The organism is Paludisphaera soli (genome assembly GCF_011064595.1).
Classification (GTDB): Bacteria; Planctomycetota; Planctomycetia; order Isosphaerales; family Isosphaeraceae; genus Paludisphaera; species Paludisphaera soli.
This window is the reverse complement of sequence record NZ_JAALJI010000015.1, coordinates 118473-144192: the sequence shown is the minus strand read 5'-3', so window position 1 is coordinate 144192 and position 25720 is coordinate 118473. Positions and strand designations below refer to the sequence as shown.

18 protein-coding genes are annotated in these 25720 nt (G+C 71.0%); all 18 read right to left on the bottom strand.

What is annotated here, in order from left to right:
• Positions 1-8 precede the first annotated feature (8 nt).
• Positions 9-1832 (bottom strand): asparagine synthase-related protein, encoded by a 1824-nt coding sequence (locus G6O68_RS19085; protein ID WP_165250231.1) that lies wholly within the window; start codon positions 1830-1832, stop codon positions 9-11.
• Between the two features lie 135 nt (positions 1833-1967).
• Positions 1968-3434 carry a lipopolysaccharide biosynthesis protein gene (locus G6O68_RS19080; protein ID WP_165250230.1) on the bottom strand — a complete coding sequence of 489 codons (1467 nt, stop codon included), beginning with the start codon at positions 3432-3434 and terminating at the stop codon, positions 1968-1970.
• A 127-nt stretch (positions 3435-3561) separates the two neighbouring features.
• Entirely contained in the window at positions 3562-4449 is an 888-nt protein-coding gene (locus G6O68_RS19075) for an FkbM family methyltransferase (RefSeq protein WP_165250229.1), read from the bottom strand.
• Between the two features lie 45 nt (positions 4450-4494).
• Positions 4495-5907: a glycosyltransferase family 4 protein gene (locus G6O68_RS19070; RefSeq protein WP_165250228.1), complete on the bottom strand. Its 1413-nt coding sequence runs from the start codon at positions 5905-5907 to the stop codon at positions 4495-4497.
• Positions 5843-7096, bottom strand: a complete 1254-nt coding sequence (locus G6O68_RS19065; RefSeq protein ID WP_165250227.1) for an O-antigen ligase family protein — start codon at positions 7094-7096, stop codon at positions 5843-5845. Before G6O68_RS19065 ends, G6O68_RS19070 begins: the two co-directional genes overlap by 65 nt.
• A gap of 16 nt (positions 7097-7112) precedes the next feature.
• On the bottom strand, positions 7113-7730 hold the full coding sequence (locus G6O68_RS19060) for an acyltransferase (protein WP_206108140.1): 618 nt from the start codon (positions 7728-7730) through the stop codon (positions 7113-7115).
• Positions 7731-7734: 4 nt separating this feature from the next.
• Positions 7735-8916, bottom strand: a complete 1182-nt coding sequence (locus G6O68_RS19055) for a glycosyltransferase (RefSeq protein WP_165250226.1) — start codon at positions 8914-8916, stop codon at positions 7735-7737.
• Positions 8913-10112: a glycosyltransferase gene (locus G6O68_RS19050; protein ID WP_165250225.1), complete on the bottom strand. Its 1200-nt coding sequence runs from the start codon at positions 10110-10112 to the stop codon at positions 8913-8915. The genes G6O68_RS19055 and G6O68_RS19050 overlap by 4 nt, the downstream gene beginning before the upstream one ends.
• On the bottom strand, positions 10109-11380 hold the full coding sequence (locus tag G6O68_RS19045) for a glycosyltransferase (protein WP_165250224.1): 1272 nt from the start codon (positions 11378-11380) through the stop codon (positions 10109-10111). The genes G6O68_RS19050 and G6O68_RS19045 overlap by 4 nt, the downstream gene beginning before the upstream one ends.
• Positions 11377-12471: a glycosyltransferase family 2 protein gene (locus G6O68_RS19040; protein ID WP_165250223.1), complete on the bottom strand. Its 1095-nt coding sequence runs from the start codon at positions 12469-12471 to the stop codon at positions 11377-11379. Before G6O68_RS19040 ends, G6O68_RS19045 begins: the two co-directional genes overlap by 4 nt.
• Positions 12472-12885: 414 nt before the next feature.
• Positions 12886-13599, bottom strand: a complete 714-nt coding sequence (locus G6O68_RS19035) for a PEP-CTERM sorting domain-containing protein (RefSeq protein WP_165250222.1) — start codon at positions 13597-13599, stop codon at positions 12886-12888.
• Positions 13600-13748: 149 nt separating this feature from the next.
• Positions 13749-14456, bottom strand: a complete 708-nt coding sequence (locus G6O68_RS19030) for a PEP-CTERM sorting domain-containing protein (protein WP_165250221.1) — start codon at positions 14454-14456, stop codon at positions 13749-13751.
• A 381-nt stretch (positions 14457-14837) separates the two neighbouring features.
• A complete protein-coding gene (locus G6O68_RS19025) occupies positions 14838-15536 on the bottom strand; it encodes a PEP-CTERM sorting domain-containing protein (RefSeq protein WP_165250220.1) in 699 nt (232 codons plus the stop codon).
• Positions 15537-15837: 301 nt separating this feature from the next.
• Positions 15838-20055, bottom strand: a complete 4218-nt coding sequence (locus G6O68_RS19020; RefSeq protein ID WP_165250219.1) for a tetratricopeptide repeat protein — start codon at positions 20053-20055, stop codon at positions 15838-15840.
• A gap of 109 nt (positions 20056-20164) precedes the next feature.
• Positions 20165-20899: a sugar transferase gene (locus tag G6O68_RS19015; protein WP_165250218.1), complete on the bottom strand. Its 735-nt coding sequence runs from the start codon at positions 20897-20899 to the stop codon at positions 20165-20167.
• A 77-nt stretch (positions 20900-20976) separates the two neighbouring features.
• Positions 20977-21642, bottom strand: coding sequence for an exosortase-associated EpsI family protein (locus G6O68_RS19010; RefSeq protein ID WP_165250217.1), 666 nt, complete (start codon positions 21640-21642; stop codon positions 20977-20979).
• A gap of 22 nt (positions 21643-21664) precedes the next feature.
• Positions 21665-23965, bottom strand: coding sequence for a polysaccharide biosynthesis tyrosine autokinase (locus tag G6O68_RS19005; RefSeq protein ID WP_165250216.1), 2301 nt, complete (start codon positions 23963-23965; stop codon positions 21665-21667).
• 78 nt (positions 23966-24043) lie between these two features.
• On the bottom strand, positions 24044-24946 hold the full coding sequence (locus tag G6O68_RS19000) for an exosortase/archaeosortase family protein (RefSeq protein ID WP_165250215.1): 903 nt from the start codon (positions 24944-24946) through the stop codon (positions 24044-24046).
• Positions 24947-25720 lie beyond the last annotated feature (774 nt).

Here is a 25720-nt window from a genome sequence, read left to right as displayed (position 1 = left end):
AGGGTGATTCAGGTCGCGTCGGCGATCGCAGACGCGGGCCGCTTCTCGATGAAGAGCTTGTGCCAGACGTCGAAGCAGAGCAGCGAGTACAGGAACCAGTTCGGTCGCTCGCGAGCCTCCGCCAGCGCCCGGTGGGCGACGAAGTCGTAGTCGCCGATCCGGTCCACGAGGGGGCGGAGCTGGCCGCCGACGGCGAGCCACTCGAAGATCGGCTGGCCGAACCCGCGTTTGGATCGATCGGCCAGGACGGCCGGGGCGCGTCGCCTCAGGGCGCGTTTCAGGAGTTCCTTGGGCTTCCGGAACGGGTACCGTTCCTGCGGCCGCAGCCCGATCGCGAATCGGATCATCCGCGAGTCCAGGAACGGGCACCTCATGTCGCAACCTTCGAGGTTGAAGAGGCCCGTCCAGAGCGAGGCGGTGTCCGCGGCCTCGCCGAGGAAGCCCGCGAAGTTCACGAATTCGAGCGGGTCGTCCGCCACGCCGTGCATCCTCGCCAGCTCGCGGCGGAGGGCGAAGGCGGACGAGGCCGCCGGCTCGCCGAAGCAGGAATGCACGGCGCGCAGGTCCGCGAAGACGGCCACCTCATTGACCGGATGGCCCGGGTGCGTGAAGTCGCCCAGCCGTCCCGCCAGGTCGAGATAGCCGGGCAGCCGGGGATGGCCCGCGAAGGCCGCCGCGGCCGAGACGAGGTCGCGGCCGAACTTCCAGGGCAGGACCCGACGGAGCGCCTCGGCCGTCTGGAGGGTGGCGGTCGAGCCGACCCCGAAGAGGCTGTCCGCCCCCTCGCCGCAGAGCGCCGCCGGCACCCCCCGATCCGCGAGCACCCGGCCCAGGCGGCGGAAGTAGATCGACTGGACGTGGTTCGGCGGCTCGCCGGTCCCCGCCACGGCCTCCACCAGATACCTCGCCGCGTAGTCGTCGGCGGGCACGAGGGTGTGGCGGGTCCCCAGCAGCGAGGCCGCCGAGAGGGCGTACTCGGCGTCGGGGAGGGTCCGCGGGTGGTCGACGTTGATCGTGTACGTGGCCGGCGGCCGCGACGAGGCCGGGAGCCCCTCGTTCCAGACGACCTGGATGTACGAGCTGTCCACGCCGCCCGACAGCAGGTTCACGGCGCCGGGATGGTCGAGGGCGCAGTCCGCGAGCACCCGCGCCATCGTCGCCCCGAGTCTCTCGACCGCGTCGCCGCCCCCGTCCCCGGTCTCACCTCCCCGGAGCCCGCCGATGGTCTGGCGTTGCCGGAGCCGGAGCCCGTCCCGGTCGTAGGCGAGCATCTCCCCCGGCAGCAGCCGTCGGACCCCCCGGAAGAGGGTCTCCCGGCCCGGCACGAATCGGTACAGGAAGAAGGCCGGGAGCGCCGAGTCGTTGACCGCCGCGACGGCGCCCCCGTATTCAGCCAGCTCGGCGGGATTGCTGCCGAACAGGAGGCCCCCGTCGGTCTCGGCGTAGTAGGTGAAGCCGGCGCCGACGAGGTTCCGGAACAGGAGGACGCGGCCGGCCTCCTCGTCGATCAGGACGAGCGTGAAGCTCCCCTCGAATCGTTCCGCCGGCAGGTCGCCCCGGGCCGCATAATGGGCGAACGCAGCCTCGACCGCCCGGTCCGCGCGGGAGGAGGGGGGGCCCTCGTCCCCCGACAGGACCATCAACCCGCGCACGAGCAGCGTGACGCGGCCGCGCGCGGCCGTCCTCAGGAACTCGCCCGACGTGCGAAGTCCCAGCCTGCGGCCGGTGCGATCCAGCACGCGGACGGCCGGCGAGGCGGGCTCGACCGCCCCGTTGCGCATCGCGCCTTCCTCGGAAGGCCACTTGGAGAACACCCAGCCCAGATATCCCACGTGACCTCGCGCCTTCCTGAATTGCGGACCGCGATCGAATCGAAAAGGGGGCGGACGTCCTTCGACCTTTCCGGCGCCACGCCGCGTGACGCCGGCCTTGAGGCCCGTCGCGGCGTCGGAATTCGAGCCCTGGGCTCAACTCTCGGTCGGCAGGGGCCGGCCGCGCGTCCCGTCGACGCGCCTCAGGAGCCGCGCGAGGGGGACGGCAACCGCCTGGCGCTCCTCGGGCGTGACGCAGCCCGTCAGCCAGAGCGCGATCGGGAACGCGGCGAGGCTCGCCGCCTTGAGGGAGAATTCGTACCGCGTCCCGGAGGCGGCGAGCGAGAGGGCCCAGCAGGCCGCCGCCGTCGAGGCGATCCGGGCCAGCCGCCCCCATTCGTACTCGACGGCGAAGAGGCGTTGCGAGACGAAACGCACGACCATCAGGCGGAAGGCGAAGCCGCCCAGCGTCGCATAGGCCGCGCCCATGGCCTTGTACTGGGGGATCAGGAGCCCGTAGAGGGCGAGCGTCGTCGCCGTCGTCGCCAGCGTGATCCAGAGCTTGACCAGGGTCCGACGGCGGATGTAGAACGCGGAATCCATCAGGTCCCCGCATCCCATGAAGAAGTACGCCACCACCACGGGGGTGATGAAGCCCGCTGCCGAGAGATACCGAGGCCCGGCGAGCAGGAGGATCACGTCCTCCGAGAAGAGGACCAGGCCGAGGCCCACGAAGAGGTACATCGCGGAGAATCGGCTGAAAACCCGCCCGAAGGCGCGGGGGGCTTCCTCCCCCCGCGCGACGACGTGCATCCTCGCCCCCCAGACCTTCATCAGGGGCTCGAGGGCGACGGCCCCGACCATCACCGCCATCTTGCAGCCCAGGGCGTAAAACCCCACCTCGGCCTTGTCGACGTAGCGCGACAGCAGGAACTGGTCCCCGGCGCCCAGGATGAAGCCGCAGAGCCCCGCCGGCAGGAACGGGAGCGCGAACTTCGCCATCGACCACAGGAGCCCGAGGTCGGGATGGAAGCCGGACCGCCGGACTTCAACCGACACCAGGTACGTCGTGAGGAGCGACGAGGCCCCGATCGTCGAATAGAGGATCCCGCGGACGCCCATGCGACCCAGGCCGACCAGGGCGGCGATCAGGGCGAGGCGGAGGCAGAACCCCGCCAGGAGCAGCGCCGTGTGTCGGATCGATTCGACCCTCGCCTGGACCAGGGAGAGGCACACGAGGAGCAAGGCGTCGGAGAGGGCCCCGAGGAACGCCAGTCGCACGAGCGACGCGTCGCCGATCCCGAGCCACTCGCCGATGGGTCCCGCCAGCAGCAGCCCCGGGAGCCCGACGGCCGCGACGTTCAACGCCCCGTAGAGCAACGCGGTGGCTGCGATCCGACGCCGACGTCCCTCGTCCGTCGCCTGGTTGTAGAATGTGATGACCGCCAGGCAGCTGCCGTTGGCGAACAGGCAGAGCAGGAGGACGTCGGTCGCCCGATTGAGGAGCTCGAGGGTGCCGAAATCGTCCGGGTCCAGGAACCTCGTGAAGATCGGCAGGAGCAGGATCCCGCCGGCCTTCAGGACCATCGCGCCCGTCAGGTAGACCAGCATCGGTTTCGTCATGAAAGCTCGCGAGTCAGCGGTGCAAGGATGGCCCTCGGGCCGTGCGTTTCGAATTCGGGCGGTCGCCGAGGCGATACGGTCGGCCGGCGGATCCTCCCGGCCGCGACCCCTCGCCCCCTCGGCCTGCTCAGCCGCGGCGGCCCCAGAGCCGATCGACCTGATCGTCCCGGACGGCGATGAAATCCGTCGCCCGCGGCTCTGCGTCACTGGAGGTCAGCTCGTTCAGGCGGATCTTCAGGAGCGACTTGCGGATCTCGAACAGCCGCATCCCCAGGCCGGAGAGGAGGTCGAAGCAGGGCTCGTCGAAGAAGCTCGTGCCGCCGTAGAGATACGAGTTGGATTCGAAGACGACAGCCTTCGGGGGCCGGCGGCGGAGGTAGCCGAGCATCCCCCGCAGCACCTTCCCCTCGTGCCCTTCCACGTCGATCTTGATGACGTAGTCGCCGGCGACCTCCAGCGAGTCCAGGAACGCCTCCCCCGTCGTCAGCCGGACCCGGATCGCGCCTTCGCCCCGGCCTTCGAGGGTCGTCATCCCCAGGTTCGAGCCGTCCGGCACGTGGAGCGAACCCTCCCCGGGATGGTCGGACAGGGCGAGCTCGTGCACCTCGACGTTGGCGAGCTCGTTGAGCCGGATCGACTCCCGGAGCATCGAGGCGCAGCCCGGTTGGGGCTCGACGGCCACCACCCGGCCGCCCGGCCCCACCCGGTCCAGGCACTGGAAGGAGACGACCCCCACGTTGGCCCCGACGTCGACGAGGCAGTCCCCCTCGTCCAGGACGCTCCGCAGCAGCTCCGTGACCTTCGGGTCGACGTCGCCGAAGAAGTAGGCGAGCCGGCCGATGTGGTCGTTCGGGAAGACGAGCAGGCTCTTCCCGGACGACAGGCGCACCAGGAGCGTCCGCTCGACGAAGGTCAGCCGTCGGAGCGGCCGGGCCTGCACCAGGGTCCCCTGGCCGCTGAGGAAGGGGTATCGGAGCCCGACCGAGCGGGCGATTCTGTTGGCGGCGGCCGGCACTTCGATCTCCTCCGCGTGATGATGGTCGTTCGTCGGCGTCCGATCTCAGGCCCCCTGCGCCGGCCCTTCGGGCGGCGCGGCGAACTCGATCCATCGCAGCAGCTCGTCGGCCGACCTCCGGGCGTCGAACCGCGCCCTTGCGATCGAGGCGTACGCCTCGGCGGCCCGGCGCCAGGGGGACCGGATCGCCTCGCCGAGGGCCCGGGCCAGCAGCCCGACGTCGCCCGCCTTCGGGGTCGACGAGGGCGATCCTCGCAGCACCTCGCTCAACCCCGGGCAGTCCGAGCCGACGACGGGCACGCCGAGCGCGAGCGCCTCCATGGCGAGCAGCCCGGCCGCCTCCCAGAGCGAGGGCATGGCGAGCACGTCGAGCTGGGCGAGAACCGGCCCGGACCGGGTTACCGGGTCCAGGAAGGAGATTCGATCGGCGAGCCCGAGTCGCGACGCCTCCCGACGGTACTCCCCGAGGTAGTCCCCGCCGCCGACCGCGGCCAGGTGCCAGGGGGGGAGCGAGGAATCCTCCTCCAGGATCTTCAGGGCGCGGAGCAGGGGCAGGAACCCTTTCTGCTCCATGAACCTCCCCAGGAAGCCGACCAGGCGGACCTCGGGCGGCAGGGCCAGGGAGCTTCGGAGACCGGGGGCCCCCTCGGGGGGGGCGGCGTCCAGGCCCTCGAGATCGATGCCGTGCTCGACGACCGTCAGCCGGGCGCGTCCTCGCCCCAGCGACGGGAAATAGCCCCGGAGGTTCACCTCGGCGTCGCGCGTCACGCTGATGACGACGTCGACCCGGCCCAGCAGGCGAGGGAGCGTCCACCGTTTCAGCCGTCCGACGGCTCCGGCGAACTGATCCGGCCTCAGCACGTCGTGGGAGGTCATGACGTGGGGGAGCCGACGCCGCCAGTTGGCGAGGACCGCCTCCGCCCCGGCGGTGAAACCCTGGGAGTGGATCAGCGTGTAACGACCCGTCGCGATCTGGTCGCCCACGACGCGCCGGAGCCGACATCGCCCCCGGACCAGAGGGGCCTCGACGAACTCGCTCCCCGGCCAGTCGGAGAGCTCCGCCGCCATCGCGCGGAAGGACTCGTCGGCCGGCCCCACAAAGGTGAAGCGATAGCCCCGATCCAGCAGTCGGGGGTAGTTGTAGAGGAGATAGGTCCGGATTCCGCCGACCGGCCACCGGACGACCGAGAGGATCCTGCGGGCCGCGTCGGCGTCGGCCTCCTCTCCGCCCGGGCTGGGAAGTCCCGCGGGCCGGACGCCCCCCGCCGGCGATTCGAGCGGCCCGGAGGTCGGCGGACCTTCTCCGTCCGACCGGGGCGCGGCCCGGCGGGCGAGAGGGCTCGTGCGGCCGTCGCGCGGCCGATCGGGCGGGAGCACCTGCGACAAGCCGATGTCAGGCATGAGCATGGCGGCCCCGGACGCCTCCGCGCTGGTCGCGGCCGGCCTGTAGTCGATCATCGACGCAATGAATCGCCACCGCCTGGAACGCGGCCAGCCAGACCCAGTTGTAACGATAGAGGTTATGGCTGCCGTTGCCGAAGATCAGCAACATCACGACGACCAGCGAGATCGCCCTCCCCAGGTCCCGGAGGAACAGGCCCTCGTCGTCCTCGGCCGACGTCGTCGAACTCCGGATCTTCCTCGCGTTGAGCGCGAAGGCGACGAGGACGCCGCCGAACGCCAACGCCCCGAGCGTGCCGAGTTCTCCGAGTACCTGCCCGTACAGGTTGTGCGCCTGGAATCCCTTGCCCGTCCCCTTGCCGAAGGCGCCGGGGCCCACCCCCGTGACGGGGCTCTTCTCCCAGAGCGCGATCCCGTCGTAGAAGCCCTGCTTGCGACCTTCGGCGGATTCCTGGGCGTTCTCCGGCCCGTAGCTCGAGTCGTAGAGCGTGAGATAGCGGTTCTGGAGGCTCTCCGGGAGCATCTGCCAGCCGACGGGCGCCGCGACCGCGAGCGCCAGCAGGAGCAGGAGTCGGCGCCGCGAGACGCTGACGCCGTAAAGGCCCAGGATCAGGAGCCCGACGAACGACTGTCGGGATCCGGTCAGGAGTATGCAGAGGAGGCCGAGCGCGACGTAGCCGGCGAGGAACCGCTTCAGCCGCCGGTCGTCGCGCGCCGCCTCGCCGGGATGCCCGCGCCGGGGCCAGAGCGGCAGGACGAGGGGGAACGAGTAGACGATCGTGGCGGCGAAGGCGTTGGGTTCGCTGTTGGATTCGTCCACTCCGATCATCCGCACGATGCCCATCCGGTACTGATGTCGGCCGTTGTGATACTCGAGCAGGGAATGGGCGAGATAGACGGCCATCACGACGAAGAAGCCGATCAGCAGCTTGCGCAGCGTCCGCGCGTCGCCGACCACGCTCAAAACCAGCAGGTAGAACACGCTCATCTTCAAATACTTGTCGATGGTCGCGTAGCCCTCCTCCGAGTGCCTTCCCGTCAGGTACGAGACGAGCATCGAGCCGATGAACAGCGGGATGGCGACCGTGTGCGGCGAACGCGACCAGGTCCTCCGATCGTAGGCGAGCAGCGCGACGAGGCATGTGATGACGTAGACGCGCTCGATCTGGATGGTCGCGAGCCGCGTCCAGATCTCAAAGGGCCGGTGGATGTAGAGGAACATGTATCCGAACAGGAGGTAAAGCATGGGCAAGCGATCCGTGCTATCTCGCCGGGGCTCGATGCTTCTTGACGACCGCGGGATTCCCGACGGCGACGGTGCGGTCCGGGATGGGATGCACCACCACGCTCCCCGCGCCGATGATGCATTGGTCGCCCACGTCGTTCATGACGACCGCGCTGTTGCCGATCCACGAGTTCGCGCCGATCCGGACTTGCCGGAACGAGCCCCCCTGTTCCTGGATCGGCCGGTCCAGGTCGTCGCAATTGTGCTGACGGCCGCCGCTGAGCACGTCGACGTTGCTGCCGAGGACGGCGTCGTCGGCGATGACCGCCCGGCCGATCGTGCAGCGATGCCCGATGTACACGCGCCGGCCGATCCGGATCTCGCGATGCGAGAGTGTGGTGCCGAAGCCGATGCTGACGCTCTCACCCCCGCCCCCGAAGGCTTCGAGACTCATCCGATAGAAGCCCCGGCGCAGATGGACGCCGGGGGCCCCGGGGCACAGGCTGAGCAGCTCGGAACAGAAGTTGAACCACGCTTCGCCGCCCAGCGCGGACTCGAGGCGGTCCAGGATCCAGAGCGGCGACGTCAGGAACATCGCCAGTGCGAGCAGGACGCCCCGAGCCAGCCGCCGTCCGGCTCTTTTCTTCGTGGCCAAGACGCTAAACCCCCATGATCCGCCCGTAGAGGCCCTCGTAGGCGCGAGCGACGTTCGGCCAGGAGAAGCGGTCCCCCACCGACCGGCGAGCCGCCCGCCCCATCGCTCCCGCCGCCGCGGGATCGCTCAGCAAGCGATCCATCGCCGCGGCCAGCCGCGCCGGCTCGCCGGCGGGGACCAGGAGGCCGTTGAACCCGTCGCGGATCAGGCTGGGGTTCGCCCCCACGGCGGTCGCGATCGTCGGCAAGCCGGCCGCCAGCGATTCCAAGACGGCGTTCGACAGGCCCTCCGACGACGAGCTGTGCACCGCCAGATCGAGATCGGCCAAGAAGCCGGGGACGTCGTCGACCTGGCCCGGCATCCGGACCCGGTCCGCGAGACCCAACTCGTCGACCAGCCCGGCGAGGCTCGCCCGCTCGGGCCCTTCGCCCGCGATCGTGAACCGTACGTCCTCGTGCTTCGCGGCGACGGTCGCCGCCGCCCGCAGGAAGACGTCCAGCCCCTTGACCGCCCGCAGGTTGGCCACCACCCCCACCTGGCGGGGCGTCGCCCCGCCGCGCGGGCGGACCGGCCGAGGGCGGTCGTAGCGATCCAGGTCGATCCCGTTGTCGACGACGGTGATCGAGCCGGGGGCGAGGCCCTCTTGTTCCACGAGCGCCTGCAGGCCGGCCTCGCTGTTCGTGAACGTCGTCGTGATCAGCCGATTGACGACGCGGAACGTCCGGCGGTCCCCAGGGGTCATCCAGTAGCCGAGGTTGTTCCGGACCCGCACGACGCGAGGCACCCCCGCCAGCCGCCCCGCGACGGCGCCGAAGATCGCGCTGTCGCGGAAGTACACCTGGAGCACGTCGATGTGTTCGCGACGGAGCTGCCGCGCGAAGATCCCGCAACGCGTCAGTCCTCGGACGCTTCGGATCGAGCGCACGCCGAGGCGGGTCACCGGGCATCCCCGGGGCTCGAGCGCCCGCGAGGTCTCGTCCTCGCCGTCGAGGAGGCACAGGTAGGGCTGCAAGACCGATGGGTCGAGGTGCCGGATCAGCGACAGCAGCTGGGTTTCGGTCCCCCCCACGCGCAGCCGGTCGATCAGATAGCAGACGCGGATCGGCCGGCCGGCCTCCCCTCGCCCCGCTCGGCCCCCCCGGACCGGACGCGACGCCTCGACGGAACCTGGGGCCGAAGTCGTCATGACGCTCGCCCTCCGTACGCGGGGCCGCCGACTCGCGCCGCCGTCGCGTCGGCCTGGCGGCCCGTCGAGCCCCTCACCGGATCCGGAGCGGCGAGGTCTTCGAAGAGCCGGAGATACCGCTCGGCCTGGGCCGCGAACGAGAACTCGCGGATCATCCGCCGCCGGGCCCGCTCGACCACGTCGCGTCGCGCTTCCGCCTGGCCGAGCGCGTGCAGGATCTTCCCGGCGAGGGCCGCCGGCACGCCGGGGGGGACTAGGAGGTCCCCCTCCGCCTCGTCGAGGATCTCCGGCGTCCCCCCGACCGCGGTCGCCACCACCGGGACCCCCGCCGCGCACGCCTCGAGCACCACGTTCGGCATCCCCTCGGTCCAGGAGGACTGCACGAACAAGTCGAGGTGGGGCGCCAGTCGGTCCAGGTCGGGACGAAAGCCGGCGAGGATGAAGCGGCCGTCGAGGCCGGCGGCCGAGATCCGCGCGCCGAGGCTCTCGCGAAGCACGCCTTCGCCGAAGATCGCGAAGCCGACGTCGGGCTCGCGGGCCGCGACCCGGGCCGCCGCGTCCACGAGGTCGGCGAAGCCTTTCTCCGGGCTCAACCGCCCGGCGGCCCCCACGATCCGGCGGACCGACGCGGGGAAGAGCGCCTGGAGCTCCCCACGGGCCGCCGGGTCCGTCGCGGCGAACCTCTCGACGTCGACGGCGTTGGGGATCACCAGGATCTTCCGCTCCGGGACCCCTGCGCGCCGGACCTTCGCGGCCTGGCCTCGCGAGACGCACACCACGCGGTCCATGAGCCGCAGATTGAAGCGGTCCATCGCCTCGTAGAGCCGGACCTTCGGGCTCTCATAGGTCCAGCCTCGCGAGACCGCCACCGCCGGCACCCCCGCCCGCCGCGCGGCGATCCGGCCGATCAGGCCGGCCTTGTAGCCGTGCATCAGGAGCGCTTCGGGCCGCGCCGCGCGGAGCCGACGCGACAGCTCGTCCGCGGCGGCGAGGAGGCGCGGCGTGTCGTTGCCCAGGGCGTGGGCCTCGAATCCTCGGGCGTGCGCCTGCTCCAGGAAATCGCGGCAGCGCCCCCCCTCGGAGAACGACAGGAAGACGGTGCGCACCCCTGGCGCGAGGCTCCGCGCCAGGCCCAGCATCTGGCGCTCGGGCCCGCCGTGGAACGTCGAGGCGGTCAGGTGGAAGACGGCCGTCATGATCGCACCCGCGCTTCCGGCTCGGAGTCCGCGAACGGTCGAGCCGCGGGGCGTCCCGGCTCCAGGACGTCGGCCCAGGCCCATTCGAGGCGTTCGGCCAGACCGTCCCAGTCGTACCGGGCCTCGACCAGGCTCCGCCCCAGGGCCGCCCGCGCCGCCATCGCCCCCGGATCCCTCAGGCCGAGCACGACCTGATCGGCCATCTGCTCGACCCCCTCCACCACGGCCAGGTGCCGGCCGTCCTCGACCATCAACCCCTCGGCGCCCACGCGGGTCGAGACCACGGGCAGCCCGGCCGCGAACGCCTCGAGGATCTTCAGCCGCGAGCCCCCCCCGATCCGGAGCGGGACGACCATCAGGGCGCTCCGGTGCAGGAACGGGCGCACGTCGGCGACGCTGGCGTGCAGCTCGACGTTCGGGAGCAGGGCCGTGCGACGCCGCAGGGCCTCTGGCGGATTCCGCCCCACGATCGCGAGCCGGGCCGACGGCCGATGCTTCAGGACCGCGGGGAACACGCACGCGAGCAACCGGTCCACCGCGTCGAGGTTCGGCCTCCAGTCGAGGCTCCCGAGGAAGAGGACCAGGTCGGGGTCGCGCGGGCCCGAGCCGGGACGGAATTGATCGGTGTCGACCCCGTTCTCGACGACGACCACGCGACGGCCGCCGAACCGGCCCCGGATCGCCTCGGCGTCCTCCTCGCTGACGGCGACGACCCCGTCGGCCTCGGCGAACGCCCGACTCTCGAAGCGCTCGAACTTCCGCCATTGCCGGCCGATGTACCAGCGCCTGGCCAGGTTGGCCTCCGCTTCGTGATAGCGGCGCCAGATCTGGGACTCGACGTTGTGGGCCATGATGAGCCGCGGCGCCTCGGGGGGCAGGCCTTGCAGCGCGGCATGATACGGGGTCCATTCCGCCTGCCAGAGGTCGATCCGGCCCTCCTGCGCCAGACGCTCGACCGCCCGGCGGATTTCCGGGCTGGCGTGCGACGCGACGGAGTAGGGGAGGGGCGACGCCAGGTTGGCGGCCAGGCGGGCGTAGAACCCTGGCCCGGACCTCGGCGGGGGACGACGGTCGACGACGACGGTCTCGATCCCCAGCGAGCCGAACGCGGCCTCGGCCCGCCGCGCCTCCGCGGGGTCGGCGTTGCGATGGCAGAGGTAGGTGAGGCGGTGCCGGAGGGCGAGCCGCCGGACGAGCTGGAACGTCCGGATCCGCTTGCCCGAATCGGGCGGGTAGGGAAGCTCCTCGTCGACGATGGCGACCCTCATCGCGGCTGCTCCCGTCTCCATCCGGCAGTCCGGCGGCCTCCGCCCAGCAGTTCCATCAGGACGCCCCAACCCGAGCCGGCGTGAATGGTCGGGAAGACCAAGATCAGCCGACCGATCAGGCCCGGCTCGCCTCGATTCACGGCGATGCCGATCGAGGTCGCCGCGACGATCGCCAGGTACAGGGCGACAACACCTCCATAGAGCCACCAGAGCGACGGCCGCAGCGTGCAGATCAAGGGGCCCAGGACCAGGCCGGCGAGCCAGGCGGCGGGCACGAACCCGCCGATGGAGAACGTCGCCGGATGCTTACGCGCCAGCCGGACGCGGCCCCGGCCGTAGCGGGCCATCTGCCGGAAAAGGGCGGCGGGCGTGGGACGGGGCAAGTAGCGGATGCGGACCTTCGGGGTGAAGAAGCAGCGCAGGCCCGCCCGGTCGATCCGATGGTTGAACTCCCCGTCCTCGCAGGCGTCGAATGTCTCGTCGAAGAGGCCCAGCTCTTCGAAGACCGATCGGCGATACGCGACCGCCACGCTCTGGGCCGGCACGAAGCGCTCCTCGGAAGAGTAGACGAACGAGTCCGGATGGTGGCCCAACCGGCTCGACCGCGCGGCGGCGATCGCCCTCTGGAGCGGGGTCGCGCCGGCCACGTCGAGCGGTTGCGGGCGGCCGATGCAGTCGGCCCCGCTGCGCTCGAACGCCTCGGCCAGGTCGCGGAAATACCCACGGCCCTCGAGCTCGCAGTGGCCGTCGACCACCACGATCAGGTCGCCCCGGGCCGCGCGGATCCCGACGTTCCTCGCCGAGCTGGAGAGGCGGCGGGGGTTGTCGAGCACCCGGACGTTTGGATGGTCGGCCGCGATGGATTCGGCGATCGAGCGGGTGGCGTCCGTCGAAGCTCCGTCGATCACCAGGATTTCGAATCGGCCCGAGGGGTAGGACTGCCCGATCAGCTGCTCGAGCGTCCGGGCGACGAAACGCGACTCGTTGCGGACCGGGACCACGACGGTGATGAACGGAGGGGGAGCCGGTCGTGAATCGAGGCCTTCCCGCGTCGAGGCGTCGGCGACGAGCGTTGGTATTGGGGTTGTCACGGGCGTCCCTCGGAATCGACCGCCGCCCGAGGCCGTCGGGCGTCGATCTGGATGGATGAGGCGCCCCGGGGAGGGCCGCTTTTCGGGGCCCGGGCGGACTCCGTCCCCGTCGGTTGCAGCGAGGAGCCCCGGGGCCTGGTCGCTTCCGTTCGGCATCGAACGCGGGGACCGTCGACGCGACGCGAGGGGCGCCATCGAGGGCCCGTGTCGCAATTCAAGAGTCCATGCATCATCAGTACGACTCTGCGTGGCCGGTCGCAAGGACGTGTGAGAAAAATCAACAAGAGTCGACGCGATGCGCGGGGCGTTGGGTGGTCGTTCGGGTCCACGCGACGTGGCGCGTGGACGAGCGGCCGGGGAGTCCGACCAACGGCGTCGGTCCCGGCTCGCGCCGTCCGCGAGCTGATCCGCGGCTCAGGCTCGTTCGCGGCGACTGCGGCGAAGTCCATGGCCGATCATCCCCAGCGCCCCTAGGCCGGCGATCGCCAGCGTCGACGGCTCCGGCACCGGCACGGGCGCGCTCAGGAGATAGCTGTCGTAGCAGGGGTCGCCCCAGAGGATCCCGAGGCTCGGCAAGAGGACGCTGGCACCGATGCGAAGGCCTCCCGGCAGGTCCCGGGTCGGATTGGTCCCCGCCAGATTGATCGCGTGGATCACGTTGGCGTAGGTCCGGCCCCCTTGCAGGCCGAACCTCATGGTGAGCCGCTCGCCCGGGTTGACGCCGAACACCAGGTCCGAAAGGTTGGCGTCGGCCGAGAAGTTCGACGTCGCGTGGAAATTCCAGGCGCTCGAACCGGGGAGGTTGGCCGGGTTGGCGCCCGCGCTGAACCACACGCCGGTGTCGTTGCGCACGGTCGTGGGGAGCAGCGTCAAGAGGGAATCGTCGTCGAAATAGACGGCACCGATCGACGAGGGACGCGGCCCCTCGTTGCGGAACACGAAATCGACCCGGTTGGGCTGACCGGAGATGCTGACGACGTCCACGAAGAGTTGGCCGCCGACGGAGGTCGACGTATTCGTGATGTTCGTCGCGAGGTTGTAAGTGGTCGTCAGGGCCGAGGCCGGCGGGGCCGCCCAGGCCAGGACGATCGCGAGCGATAAACCGATCCGCGCTAGTTTTGGAGACATGAAGAAGAAACCCCCCAGTTGAAAATCGGACGGTGACGACGAGGAAGGAGAGGCCCCGATCGGGGCCGCCCCCTCCCGGCGACGAAAATCCGCCGCCGACCCCGCCCCCCGGCCAGGCCGGGGGCGGGAGCCGATTCGAGGGCGGAGGCTCAGGCCTGGGCGCGGCGACGGCGGAGGCCGTAGCCGATCATCCCCAGCGCCCCGAGGCCGGCGATCGCCAGCGTCGACGGCTCCGGAACCGGCTCGCCGAGCATGTAGCTGTCGCTGCCGTTGTTGCCCGTCGGGTCGATGGCCTGGACGTGGACGCCGATGCGCAGGCCGCCATCGATGTCCGTGTTCAGGTTGGTGAACGCCAGGGCGATCGCGCTGATCACGTCGGCGTAAACCTTGCCGGCCTGCAGGTCGTACCGGATCGTGAGGAACTGGCCGGGGTTGACCCCGTTCTGAATCACCGGCGGGTCGGAGTCGGCCGAGAAGCCCGCCGACGTGTTGAAATCGACCGTGGTGCCGCCCGGCAGTTGGGGCGGGGAGGCGTTCTGGCTGAACGCTACGGTGGGACTGCTCGCCACCGTCGTCGAGTTGATCCCCAGGAGCGCGCCGTCGTCGAAGTAGACGTCGGTGATCGTCGAGGCGATCGGGCCGGTGTTGCGGAACACGAAGTCGACCTGCTGGGGCTGGCCGGCGACGTCCACGACGTCCACGAACAGTTGGCCGCCTACGTAGGGGTTGTCGTCGTCTGTGAGGAGCGTCGAGAGGGCGTAGGTGGTGCTGAGGGCCGAGGCGGACGGGGCCGCCCAGGACGCCACGGCCAGGGCGATCGCGAGCGCGGAACCGAATCGCAGCAGTTTGGCGGGCATGGAGAATCCTCCGGAGTGATCCCTGGAACGAAAGAAACGTCTTCCCTGTGGTCTGAGCATCGTCGCGATCCCGACGGTTGTCGATTCGGGCTGGAAACTCCCCGAGCATCGTCGATCGGGATCCGGAGGGCGGGACGCGGGGGCCGGCCGAGAGGTCGGGCCGGGACCCGAGAGGGGATGCCTTCCAGATCGACGTCCTTGGCATCGGATGTGGAAGGCTCGACGTCAAGCGAAGGCGACGACGGAGGATCCCCCGGGCTCGGATGAGCCGCCGGGCGGATCGCGATCGGCCGTCTTCGTCGGGGGGAATCCGTTCGCGGATCCGGGTCGAGGCGGCCGTCGCGAGCCCCAAGCTCGCGACGACCGCCTCGGCTCCGGCGGTCAGGAGCGGGCGCGGCGGCGGAGGCCGTAGCCGATCATCCCCAGCGCCCCGAGGCCGGCGATCGCCAGCGTCGACGGCTCCGGAACCGGCTCGCCGTTGATGTAGCTGTCGCTACCCCCCTGCGGGCTGATCGCCTGGACGTGGACGCCGATGCGGAGGGCGCCGGTGTAGTTCACGCCCGGGTTGGCGAGCCCCAGGGCGAGCGCGTTGATGACGCTGGCATAGGTCTGGACGCCCTGCAAGGCGAACCGCACGGTGAGGTACTCGCCGGGATTGACGCCGTTAGTCGACACGGGCGAGTCCGAGTCGGCCGAGAAGCCCGCCGTGGTCTGGAAGTTGACCGCGTTCCCGCCGGGAAGATTGCCGGGGCTGGCACCCGCGCTGAAGGCGACCCCGGCGCTGCTGTTCACCGTGGTGGAGAGCAGCGTGAGGAGCGTACCGTCGTCGAAGTAGACGTCGGTGATCGAGGAAGCGACCGGGCCGACGTTGCGGAACACGAAGTCGACCTGCTGGGGCTGGCCGGCGACGTCGTTGACGTCCACGAACAGCTGGTTCCCCACGTAGGAGTTGCCGTTGTTCGTGATGTTCGTCGAGAGGGCGTAGGTGGTGCTGAGGGCCGAGGCGGACGGGGCCGCCCAGGTCGTCGCGGCCAGGGCGACCGCGAGCGCGGAAGCGAGTCGGATCATCTTGACAGACATGGGGAAATCCTCCGGAGCGTTTCCTGGAACATGAGGGACGTCTCCACCGCGAGCGGGGGTGGCGTCTCGTCGGACTGGGGTCTCCCCGAACAACGCTGGTCGGGGTTCGAGTGCTTGGTTTGCGGGGACGGCTCGGTCGAGTCGAACGGACCGAGTCCCGGTGCGGACGGCCTTCGGCGTCCGAGGCGTCGCGAAGGCGATCGTGCGTCGGCGCGTCTGAGGAAGGCTCAAGGTCGGGCGACGACGTCGAGGACGATCCGGATGGCACCTCCTTCGTAAGGGGCGACGGGACGACGGGGCTCTAGCGGGGATCCGGGGTTCCCTTTAGCTCCTCGGTCAAGCGACGCAACTCCGCCTGTTCTCGGGGGTGGAGGGATTCGGCCGACAGGCCGACCCTCCCCGCGTCCTCCAGGGCCCGGGCGGCCGCCTGGCGGTTCGAAGTCAGCATCTGGGCCCGGGCCAGGTGGAGGTACATTTCCGGCGTCGGCGACCCGGCGGCGACGGCCCGGTCGAGGTCGGCGATCGCTTCCGAGGGACGCTTCAGGCCGATGGCGACCAGGGCCCTCGTGTTGAGCGCCTCGGGGGCGGGGCCGGCCAGGGCGAGGCAGCGTTCGCTCAGCGCGAGCGCCTCGTCGAGCCGGACGCCCTGGACGGCGAGCAGCCAGGCGTGGTTGTCCAGGACCGCCGCGTTGCTGGGGTCCTGGGCCTCGAGGCGGCGGTAGATCGCCTCGGCCTCGTCGTAACGCTCCTGGAACAGGTGCAGGGTGGCCAGGTGGAACTGGAGCGGGAGGCTGTCGGGCTGCCGGCGGAGGGCCCCCCGGAGCCACCCCTCGACCCTGCCCCGCTGCGCCTGGTCGGCCTGCGATCGCACGACCGCCTCCACGCTGGCGGCGGCCAGCGGCTCAATCGGTTCCGGGGGGACCTTCCAGGCTTCCTCCAGGGCGTCGAGCGCCTCGGCGGTCCGCTTCCCGCGGACGAGGAACGAGGCGAGCGCCAGCCGCCCCCCCGCGCCGGGGGCCTCCGCCGCCAGGGCCCGGAAGAGTTCCTCGGCCGCCTCCGGTCGGCCGATCGCCTCCAGGGTCAGGGCGACGCGCTCGCGGCGGTCGGCGTGCGCCTGCGCGTGCTGCTTGAGGAGAGGGACCGCCTCCTCGGCCCGCCCCAGGGCGGCCAGCCGCCGGGCCTTGAGCTGGGCCGTCTCGAGGGCCTCCGGCGCGACGGACTCCAGCCTCGCGATCGATTCGCCGGCCGCCTCGGCCTCGCCGTTCTGGATGGAGGCTTCGGCGTACGCGGTCAGCGACTCCGGGTCGGCCGGCCGGCCCTCCAGCGCGGCCTGAAACTCCGGCTTCGCCTTGCTCCAGTCCTTCAGGGCCAGGTAGGTCCGCGCCAGCAGGAAGTGGTCCTCGGCGCCGAACCTCTGGTCGCCGCGGAGCCGTTCGAGGATGGCGACCGCCTCCGCCCGCCCGGCCGGCCGCTGGGAGAGGATCGCCGCCTTGAGCCGGAGGTCTTCGATCCCGTCCGGGGCGGCCGCGAGGTTCTGGTCGACGAGCCGCAAGGCCGCGTCCAGGTCCTCGGGCCGTCCGGTCGTCGACAGCACGAGCCCTCGCGCCCGGCGGTTCCAGGCGCGATCCTGGGCCGACGCCGCGGGGAGGGCCTCCAGCCGGTCGATCAGGCCGGTCGCCTGGGCCGATCGGCCATGCCTGGCGAAGAAGAGCGTCGCGGCGCGGAGTTCGCCGCGATCGGGGGGATTCTTGGCGTCGGCCAGCCCCTGGTCGAAGAGCTTCCGGGCCTGGTCGACTTCCCCCAGCGCCGCGTGGCATTGGGCGAGGGTCATCAGGGCGGTCCGGCCGGGCGGGAGCGCCTTCCGGGCGGCCTCCATGGCGGCCTTCGCCTCGTCGAGCCGCCCCTCGCCGACCAGCGACGCGACGAGCGTCAACCAGGCCTCCGGCGATCCGGCTGCGAGTTCGGTCGCGCGGCGGAACTCCTGAACGGCCTCCCGCCCCCGGCCGGCGGTGTTGAGGATCCGCCCCAGGGCCAGGTGGTCGGCGAAGTTCGTGGAGGATTCGGGGAAGACGCGGCGGGCCAGCGTCGCGGCGCGGTCGAATTCCCGCGCCCGGAGAGCCGTCAGGGCCTCGATGAACGTCGCCTGTTCGAGGACGACCGAGCGATCGCCGAAGAGGGCGGCCAGGCGGTCCAGCTCGTCGAGACGATGCTGGCGATCCAGCAGGCCCACCAGTCGTCGCGCCAGCTCGGGCTGGTTGCTCCCCAGCTCCAGGGCCCGGGTGAAGCGCGCGATCGCCTCGTCGGGGCGATCCGAAAGCTCGGCGACCTGGCCGGCCAGCGCCGGACCTCCCCACCACTCGGGCCGTCGCCGGGAGATCTCGGCCTCCAGGGCGGCGGCCTCCTCGAGCTTCCTGCGGTCGATCTCCGCGTTCGCGCCCCCGCCCCGGCGGACGTCCGCGATCAGGAGGCTGGCGCGACCATACCGCCAGTAGGTGCCGTCGTCGCCCTCGATCTTCCGCAGTTTTTCGATCAGGGCTTCGGATTCCCGGGCGTCGCCCGCCGCCTGGGCCAGGTCGAACAGGTCCAGCCGGACGATCAGTTCGTCGGCCCGGAGGGACGCCAGCTCGCGGAGGTGGCCGCGGGCGAGGTCCGGCCGGCCGAGCCGACGTTCCGCCTCGGCCAGCCCCCTGAGGAGGGCGGGACGCACGGCCGGGTCGACCTGCTCGCGGCCCTCGGCGATCCCCGCGATCGCCCGCCCGGCCTCCTCGCCGCCGCGCAGCCCCCACAGCTCCAGCCTCGCGATCTGGACGTCGACGCTCGGCCCCAGGTCACGCTCGGCCGCGTCGATCCGCCGCTCGGCGTCGTCCAGCCGGCCTCGCCTCGCCTCCAGGCTGGCCAGAGCGAGGCGATAGGCCCGATTCGCGGGGTCGCCGGCCGCCGCCGAGGCGAGCGTGGAGGTCGCTTCGTCCAGGCGGCCCTGGGCCGCGAGCAGGTCGGCGCGGAGCAGGACGACCGTCCCGTCGGACTCCCCGCGCGCCTTCGCGGCCCGCTGCACGGCCTGCTCGGCCGCCGTCCAGTCGCGACGATCGCGGGGCTGCCGCAGGGCCCGCTGGATGAGCAGGCGGACGAGCTCGCCCTGGGCCTCGGGCTGGTCGGCGGCCGCGGTCCCCAGGACGGACAGGGCCTGGTCCACCTTCCCGGCGAGGGCGAGCAGCCGGGCCAGTTCCCGTCGCGAGGCGTCGGAGGCGGCGCCCTCCCCCTGGCTGGCCTGCTGGAGGGTCTGGATCAGCTCCTCGTCCCGGCCGAGCCGACGCTGGCACTCGGCCAGCATCAAGTCGAGCTGGGACGTCAGGACCGGCTCGTCCTTGAGCAGGACCCGGGCGCGGCGGATCTCGACGGCGGCCTTGTCCCATCGCCTCGACTGCATCAGGACCCGGGACTCGAGGTAACGGACGTAGGTGTCCCCCAGCCCCTGGCTCCGCAGCAGGGCCATGGACTCGGCGGCGCCCCCCGGCCCCTCGATCTTCCCCCGCTCGATCAGCGAGTCGGCCAGCAGGAAGGCCAGGGTGGCCGTCGGCGTCGCATCGAACGCCCGGCGCAGGATCGCCTCGGCGCGTTCGGGACGCCGCTCGCGGCTTTCCATGCGGGCGAGGCCGACGGCGAACGCCTCGTTCCGTGGGGCGACTTCCAGGCCCTTGGCCCAGCGGACGCGCGCCGTCGCCATGTCGCCCTTCCGCTCGGAGTCGACCGCGGCGGGGAGGAGCACGTCGGGGTCGTCGGGGGCCAGGGCCAGGGCTCGCTCGACGTCGGCGGAATCGGCCGGCGGTTGGAATTCGGCCCGGAACCGCCACCGTGCGATCAAGGCCCGCGCCGACGTCGGGTTCTTGGCGAGCATCTCGTCGATCGTCGCGGCCCCTTCCTCGGGGCGGCGCCGCTCGCCGGCCTGCAGGCTCGCGAGCCGGGCGTAGGCGGAGATCCGGGCCGGATCGTGGCCGACGGCCGCCCGGAGCGCCTGCTCGGCCTCGTCGGGCCGGGACGTCGCCGCCGCGCACCGGCCGATCATCTCCTCCAGCTCCGCCGCCGCCGGCCCGGCCGCCGCGTCCGTGTCGAGCCGCGCGAGCAGCCGCTTGGCGTGGCGGTCGGCGTCGCCGTGCCGCCCGAGTTCCAACGCCAGGTCGGCGCAGCGGCGTTCCAGCTTCGCGTCGTTCGGGTCGAACTGCAGGGCCCTCTCGCCGGCGAGGAAGGCGCGTTCCTTCCCCCGCCCGTCCCGATCCGAGGCGTCCAGGATCCGGGCGTACCACTTCCATCCCTCGGCGTCCTCGCGCTCGAAGCTCAGGTACTGCCCGAGACTTTCCGCGGCCTTCGCCAGGTCTCCGGCCGCCTCCGCCGCGCGGGCGCGGTCCAGCAGCGACGCCACCTGGCGCCGGACCTGCCAGGAGTTCAGGAAATATCCCGAAGCCCCGAGGGCGGCGACGGCCGTGAGCAGGACGAGCAGGTAGGGGAGGTTGAGCTTTCTCACGGTATTGGGGCCTGGACTCGAGGTCGGGGATGGGGCCGAGGGCGACGTCCGAACGACGGCGACGTCGCGGGGGAGGAGGCCGCGCAGATCCGGATCGCGGTCCGCCGGGTCAGCCCGCGTAATGAGGCCGGACGAGCGGGCCCTCGGCCCCGACCGCGGAGTCGGGCGTGACGGCCGCTTCGAGGGCCGGGGCCCCCCGGCCTGAGAACCCGAAGATCCGGGCGATCCAGTCTTTGGGGCACCTGATGATGTGCAAGGGCGTGGCCAGGAGGATCCGGACGTCCATCCAGGGGCCCGCCTGCTCGAGATACCGGAGTTCGAGCTCCAGCTTGCTCCGGACGCTGCCGAGGTCGGTGTCCGGAGGCTGGAGGACCTGGGCCAGGCCGGTGAGGCCGGGGCGGACTTCCAGCCGCCTCAGGTAGTCGGGCAGGGCCTTCTCGATCCGGGAGATGATCTCCGGGCGTTCGGGCCGGGGGCCGACCAGGCTCATCTGCCCGAGCAGGATGTTGACCAACTGGGGCAGTTCGTCGAAGTGGCTCCAGCGGAGGAACCGCCCGACGAGGGTGACCCGCGGGTCGCCCGGCGTCGACCAGACCGCGCCGGTCTCCCGCTCGCAGTCCTGGTACATGGTCCGGATCTTGTAGATCGTGATCGGCCGTCCCCGGAGCCCCACCCGCCGCTGGGTGTAGATCGCCGGCCCTCGCGAGGTCAGCCGGACGGCGATCAGGCAGAGGATGATCAGGGGGGCGGTCGCCAGCAGCAGCAGGCCGGCCAAGCTCACGTCGCTCGCCAGCTTGAGGTGCTGGTAGCTGGGCCGGCCGACGGGGTGGATTTGGAGTTTCATGATGTCCTCAATGGATCGATCGACGTCGATTGGATGCATTGGTGTCGTTTCCCGAGGCGTGCTTCCACGGATGGAGGTCAATGCGCGGCGGCCGCGACGGCCCCGCCCGGCGCGAACAGGGCGGAGTCCAGCGTCGGCAGGAAATCGCGGAGGAATTCGACGCACGGGTCCCCCGTTGCATCGCCCCCCGCCTCGACGGTTTCTCGGATCACGTAGAGCTTGAACAACGCCGGGGCCGAGGCGAACGACCATCGCGCGTCGCCGGGGGCGGACCATCCCCGGGCGTCGTTCCACGCCCAGAAGATCCGCAGCGAAGAGGGCGTGGCGCCGCCTCGGGTCGCGGTCGCGGTCCGGAACGAGGACGAGCGGCCGAGCCCGTCCCGGACGCCGACGACCTCCTGGGGCCCGAGGGCGTATCCGGCCCCGGGATAGCAGGCGTCGGGCGTGTGGGTGGCGACGTCGCCGGGCAGCCCGCAGATCAGCATGACGGAGACGGCCCGGCCCTGGTGGTCGCGGTAGACGCGCGAGAGGTATCCCACCGCGCCGGCCATGGCCCGGATCCTCTCGTCCATGACGGAGGAGGTCGCCCTCCAGTCGCCCACGGTCAGGGGGACGAGGTCCACCTTGGCGGCCGTCTCTGCCAGCGCGGCGGAGTTGCCCCAGCGGTTGGTCCAGGCACCGTGGACGACGCCCGCGGCGACGATCAGGGCGGCGGCCGCGGCGATGCGGAAGGCGTCTTGCATGGTCGAAGTGTCCCGGCGATGTTCAGGAATTCGTCGAAGAGGGCTCGGCCGTGGCCCACGCGTCCCGGTAGTAGTCGTTCCCGTACAGGCTCTCCGCGCCCCCCATCACGACCGCCCCGAGGACCTCGACGCCCAGCGCGTCGAGGCGCTGGAGGGCCGAGAGGACCTTGGCCTTCCGGCTCCGCTCCTGGAAGATCGAGAGGAGGACCGCGTCGGCCTGCTGGGCGACGATCAAGGCGTCGGCGACGGGCAGGATCGGCGACGAGTCGACGATCACGAAGTCGAACCGCCCCTTCAGGGCGGCGAAGACCTCGCCGAGGTCGCCGCGCGCCAGGATCCTGAGCAGCCGCTCGTCGCAGCCGCCGGCCGTCATCACCTTGAGGTCCTCGATCGCGGTGGCCGCGATCACGTCCTCGGCGGCGGCCTCGCCCCGGAGCACCTCGCCGAGCCCGGGCCCCGGGGGGAGGTCGAAGAGCTTGTGGATCGACGGGTTGCGGAGGTCGGCGTCGATCAGCAGGGTCGCGTGGCCGCAGCGAGCCAGGCTGGTCGCCAGGTGGCTCGCCAGCGACGTCTTGCCCTCGCCGGCCTCGGCGCTGGTGATCATGACCACGCGGTGCGAGGCGGACCGGGCCGCGTGCACGAGCATGGTCCGGATCGCGTCGATCGACTCGAGGAGCAGGTTTTGCCAGAGGCGGTCCTTCGGATTCCTCGCCAGGGCCCGCCCGCTCCGCACCCTCGACGGCAGCACGGGGAGCGAGCCGACGATCCGCAGGCCCAGGCCGCCGCTGACGTCGTCCATGCTGTCGACCTTGAGCGTCCGCATCTCCAGGAAGGCGATCCCGAGGATCGACCCGAAGAACGAACCCAGCGTGATCAGGCCGATCATCATGAACCGCTTCGTCTCGTCCCGCGTGCGGGGCACCTCGGCGTCTTCCAGCTTGCGGATCCGCGACGGCGCCTTGAGCTCGACCTTGAGGGCCTCCACCTCCGAACCGATCCGGCCGGAGGCCTCCTGGAGCTTGGAGAGTTCGTCCTGCTTGTCCTGGAGGTCGAGGGTCTGGACGGTGAGCGTCTGATTCCCCTCGGACAGCCTCCCGATCTCCCCCTCCAACTGCTCCTCGAGGAGCGTGAGCGCCGCCAGTTCCCGGTCGACCTCGCCCTCCGACGAGGCGGGGGCGTCCCCCGCCCCCGGCGTCTGCAGCCTCCGCAACGCCTCGGGGCGGACCGCGGCCCGCAGCCTCGCCAGCTCCCTCCGGGCCGCGTCCACCTGGGCCCGCAGGGCCTTGATCAGGGGCTCCCCGGCCGGCTTGCGGGCGATCTGCCGCGTGTGCACGGTCTGGACGGAGAGCCTCTGCTGGAGCTCCGCGACCTGGTTCGTCAGGGCGGCCACCTCGGGGTCCTCGTCGATCAGGCGGTCCAGGTCGCGGCTCGAGACCTCGGCGACGTCGGGCTCCAGGCCGAGGGCCTCGGGCCGGTTCGCCTTCCGCTGGGCCTCCAGCCTGCGTCTCTTGGACTGGACGTCCAGCAGTTCCTTGCGGATCGAAGCCATGTTGTCGAGGGCGTATTGCTGCTTCATCGCCAGGGTCCCGCGGTCGTCGGACCCGACGGTTTCGGCGAGCTTGCGGAGCGCCTCCCGCCTCCCCTTCGACAGCTCGGTGTATTCCTTGCTCAGCTTCGTCAGCTGTTCATAGCGCGAAGTGCGGCCCTTGAGCTCGAAATCGACCACCTCGTCGAGGTAGGCCCGCTTGACCGCGTTGACGAGGCCGGCCAGCTCCTGGGGGTCCTCGCCGCTGAGCGCGATCTCCATCAGCTCGGACTCGCCCACGAAGCCGACCTCCAGCTTTTCCTGGAGGAACTTGATGGGATCGGCCTCCAGGCGGATCATCTTGTATCGGGCCACCCCCTCCTGCTGCAGCGCCGCGTTGAGGACGAGGCGGCTCTTCACGAGGTTGACCTGGGTCTTCTGATATCGCTTGTACTCCTCGCCGCCGTTGCCCTGCGACTCGATCACCTTGAAGAGGATCTGGGGGGATTGCGCCACGACCTGCAAGACGGCCTGGGCCCGGAACTTCGCCCGGGGGACCAGGAACCAGGCGGCCGGCCCGGCGATGGAGGCCGCGAGGACGGCGAGCCCCAGCGCCAGGGTCAGTCGCCGCCGCAGGGCTCGCAGCAGCTCGGCCGGGCCCGGGGCCGACGTCGTCTTCGTCGCCAGCAGCGAGCCTCGCGCGGCGACGACCAGCTCCGGCCTCGCCGCCCCGTTCGCCAGGAGCGACGTCGGCACGGGGACGGGGTTCTGGTGGACCGATGAGTTTTCTAACTGCATGGCGATGCACCGGGCGAAAGGGATGCGGCTGATCCGAACCAGGGCGCCCGACTCGATCGCCGGACGCGTGGCGTAGGCTTAGGCCTCGGCCGGGGCCGGGGCCGGGGACGCCGGCATGAGCCCCACCAGAAGCGGAGCCTCGTCGACCTCGATCAGGATTCGGGCGAGCAGCTTGAGTTCCAGCCAGTAAAGGGCCAGCGCGAAGGGGATCATGAGCCAGCCCGCCAGGTCGTGGTAGAAGTGGCCGGCCGCCTCCTCTCCCACAGTCTCGTGGAGCACGCCGGTGAGCGTGATCCGCGCGATGTTCGCCGCCAGGGCGACCGGGATGGAACTGGCCACCAGGATGACCCTGTCGAGCATCGGCCGGCGGACGACCATCGCGGCGGCCGTCGAGAGCGCGACGAACGTGATCAGCATGCTCAGGCCGCTGCACGCCTCGACGACCCCGATCCGGCCGCGTTCGAGCTGGATCACGTTCCCCTCGGCGAAGGCCGGGAACCCGAGCGTCTGCAGCGCGAAGGTGCTGGAGCGGGTGGCGACGGCCTGGAGCGGCCCGCCCATCGCGTTCTCGATCGTCCAGGGCAGGGGGATCATGAACGCGAGGAAGGCGATCGCCGGCCAGGCCCGTCGCAACGCCTTCCCCCCCGCCAGGAGCAGCACCACCCCCGTCAGGTAGAGGATCAGCGCGCCTCCCTCGACCGAGTTGACGAGCAGGAAGCCACCCACGAGCTGAAGACCCGCCCCGAGGGCGATCGGGACCATCCCCCACGCGCTCGGTCGGAGCGAGTCGTCCGCGAACTCCGAGCGCCGGCTCCAGAGGAGGCCGAGCGAAAAGAGCGGGACCAGGTAGCCGTGGGCGTAGCGCGGATCCCGGGCCCACCGGTCGGCCATGGTCGTCAACGACGGCCAGAGCGCCCAGAAGACGCAGAGCAGGAGAAGAAGCCATGGCGCCGTCGCCAGGGGTGATCTCTTTGGTTGCATCTTCGTCGTTCCACGAATAGGTCGGGGGATCAGGATCCGGAATCGCGGTTCATGAGGCTCGCCCTGAAGCGTCGAGGCACCGATGCGCGGCTCCGGCTGATCGGTCGTTGAGAGGGGGCCCGCGATCGGCGAGGGCCGAAAAAGGTTGGACTTCGTCCCCTTGGGTTGCAATGGACAACCCTGCGAGCGAAATCGACGAATTTCTCAGCACGACCTCTCTGAGACGAGGGGTGCATTCAGCCAAGACTGATCCCCTCGATCGAGTCTTTTGGTCATTCTTGCGAGGCCTGGTCGGCGCTGTCAAGAACCGGTTTACAATGATTCAAAAGGAACCAAGGATAAGTAGGCGGATCCTCGAAATCGGCTTATATCATCACGATGGCGCGTCGAATTGATTGCGGACTGGCAAACGCGGTTCTATGGCCGATTCGCGGCCTCCTGCACCTGCGGGACGCGGTTATGGCGCTAGGACGTCGACGGCTTCCGACCGCCGGGGTGGATGCCAATGCGCTTGGAATAGGCCAGAATAAAAAAGCTCCATACGGTGATTTTCTGCATCATCGACGTGTGCGGAACTGGCCTCGTGTCGGCAATACGCGTCGACGCCGGGCCACATGAAGACATTCGAAGGACGGCCTCGCGATGCGGAGGCCGCGGTGCCGTCAGGGCGGCAACGTTCGTGGGTTCTTGAAAACGGGCGACCCGGACGATCGAATGGAGACGGACTGATCCGGTCCGAGAGGCCAGCGAGGCCGAACCGGGGACGCCGCCGCC

Coding starts and splice junctions, on each gene's coding strand:
- G6O68_RS19080 (WP_165250230.1), bottom strand. CDS start 3,434: ATGACGAAACCGATGCTGGTCTACCTGACGGGCGCGATGGTCCTGAAG.
- G6O68_RS19070 (WP_165250228.1), bottom strand. CDS start 5,907: ATGATCGACTACAGGCCGGCCGCGACCAGCGCGGAGGCGTCCGGGGCC.
- G6O68_RS19065 (WP_165250227.1), bottom strand. CDS start 7,096: ATGCTTTACCTCCTGTTCGGATACATGTTCCTCTACATCCACCGGCCC.
- G6O68_RS19055 (WP_165250226.1), bottom strand. CDS start 8,916: ATGACGACTTCGGCCCCAGGTTCCGTCGAGGCGTCGCGTCCGGTCCGG.
- G6O68_RS19050 (WP_165250225.1), bottom strand. CDS start 10,112: ATGACGGCCGTCTTCCACCTGACCGCCTCGACGTTCCACGGCGGGCCC.
- G6O68_RS19045 (WP_165250224.1), bottom strand. CDS start 11,380: ATGAGGGTCGCCATCGTCGACGAGGAGCTTCCCTACCCGCCCGATTCG.
- G6O68_RS19035 (WP_165250222.1), bottom strand. CDS start 13,599: ATGTCTCCAAAACTAGCGCGGATCGGTTTATCGCTCGCGATCGTCCTG.
- G6O68_RS19030 (WP_165250221.1), bottom strand. CDS start 14,456: ATGCCCGCCAAACTGCTGCGATTCGGTTCCGCGCTCGCGATCGCCCTG.
- G6O68_RS19025 (WP_165250220.1), bottom strand. CDS start 15,536: ATGTCTGTCAAGATGATCCGACTCGCTTCCGCGCTCGCGGTCGCCCTG.
- G6O68_RS19015 (WP_165250218.1), bottom strand. CDS start 20,899: ATGAAACTCCAAATCCACCCCGTCGGCCGGCCCAGCTACCAGCACCTC.
- G6O68_RS19010 (WP_165250217.1), bottom strand. CDS start 21,642: ATGCAAGACGCCTTCCGCATCGCCGCGGCCGCCGCCCTGATCGTCGCC.
- G6O68_RS19005 (WP_165250216.1), bottom strand. CDS start 23,965: ATGCAGTTAGAAAACTCATCGGTCCACCAGAACCCCGTCCCCGTGCCG.
- G6O68_RS19000 (WP_165250215.1), bottom strand. CDS start 24,946: ATGCAACCAAAGAGATCACCCCTGGCGACGGCGCCATGGCTTCTTCTC.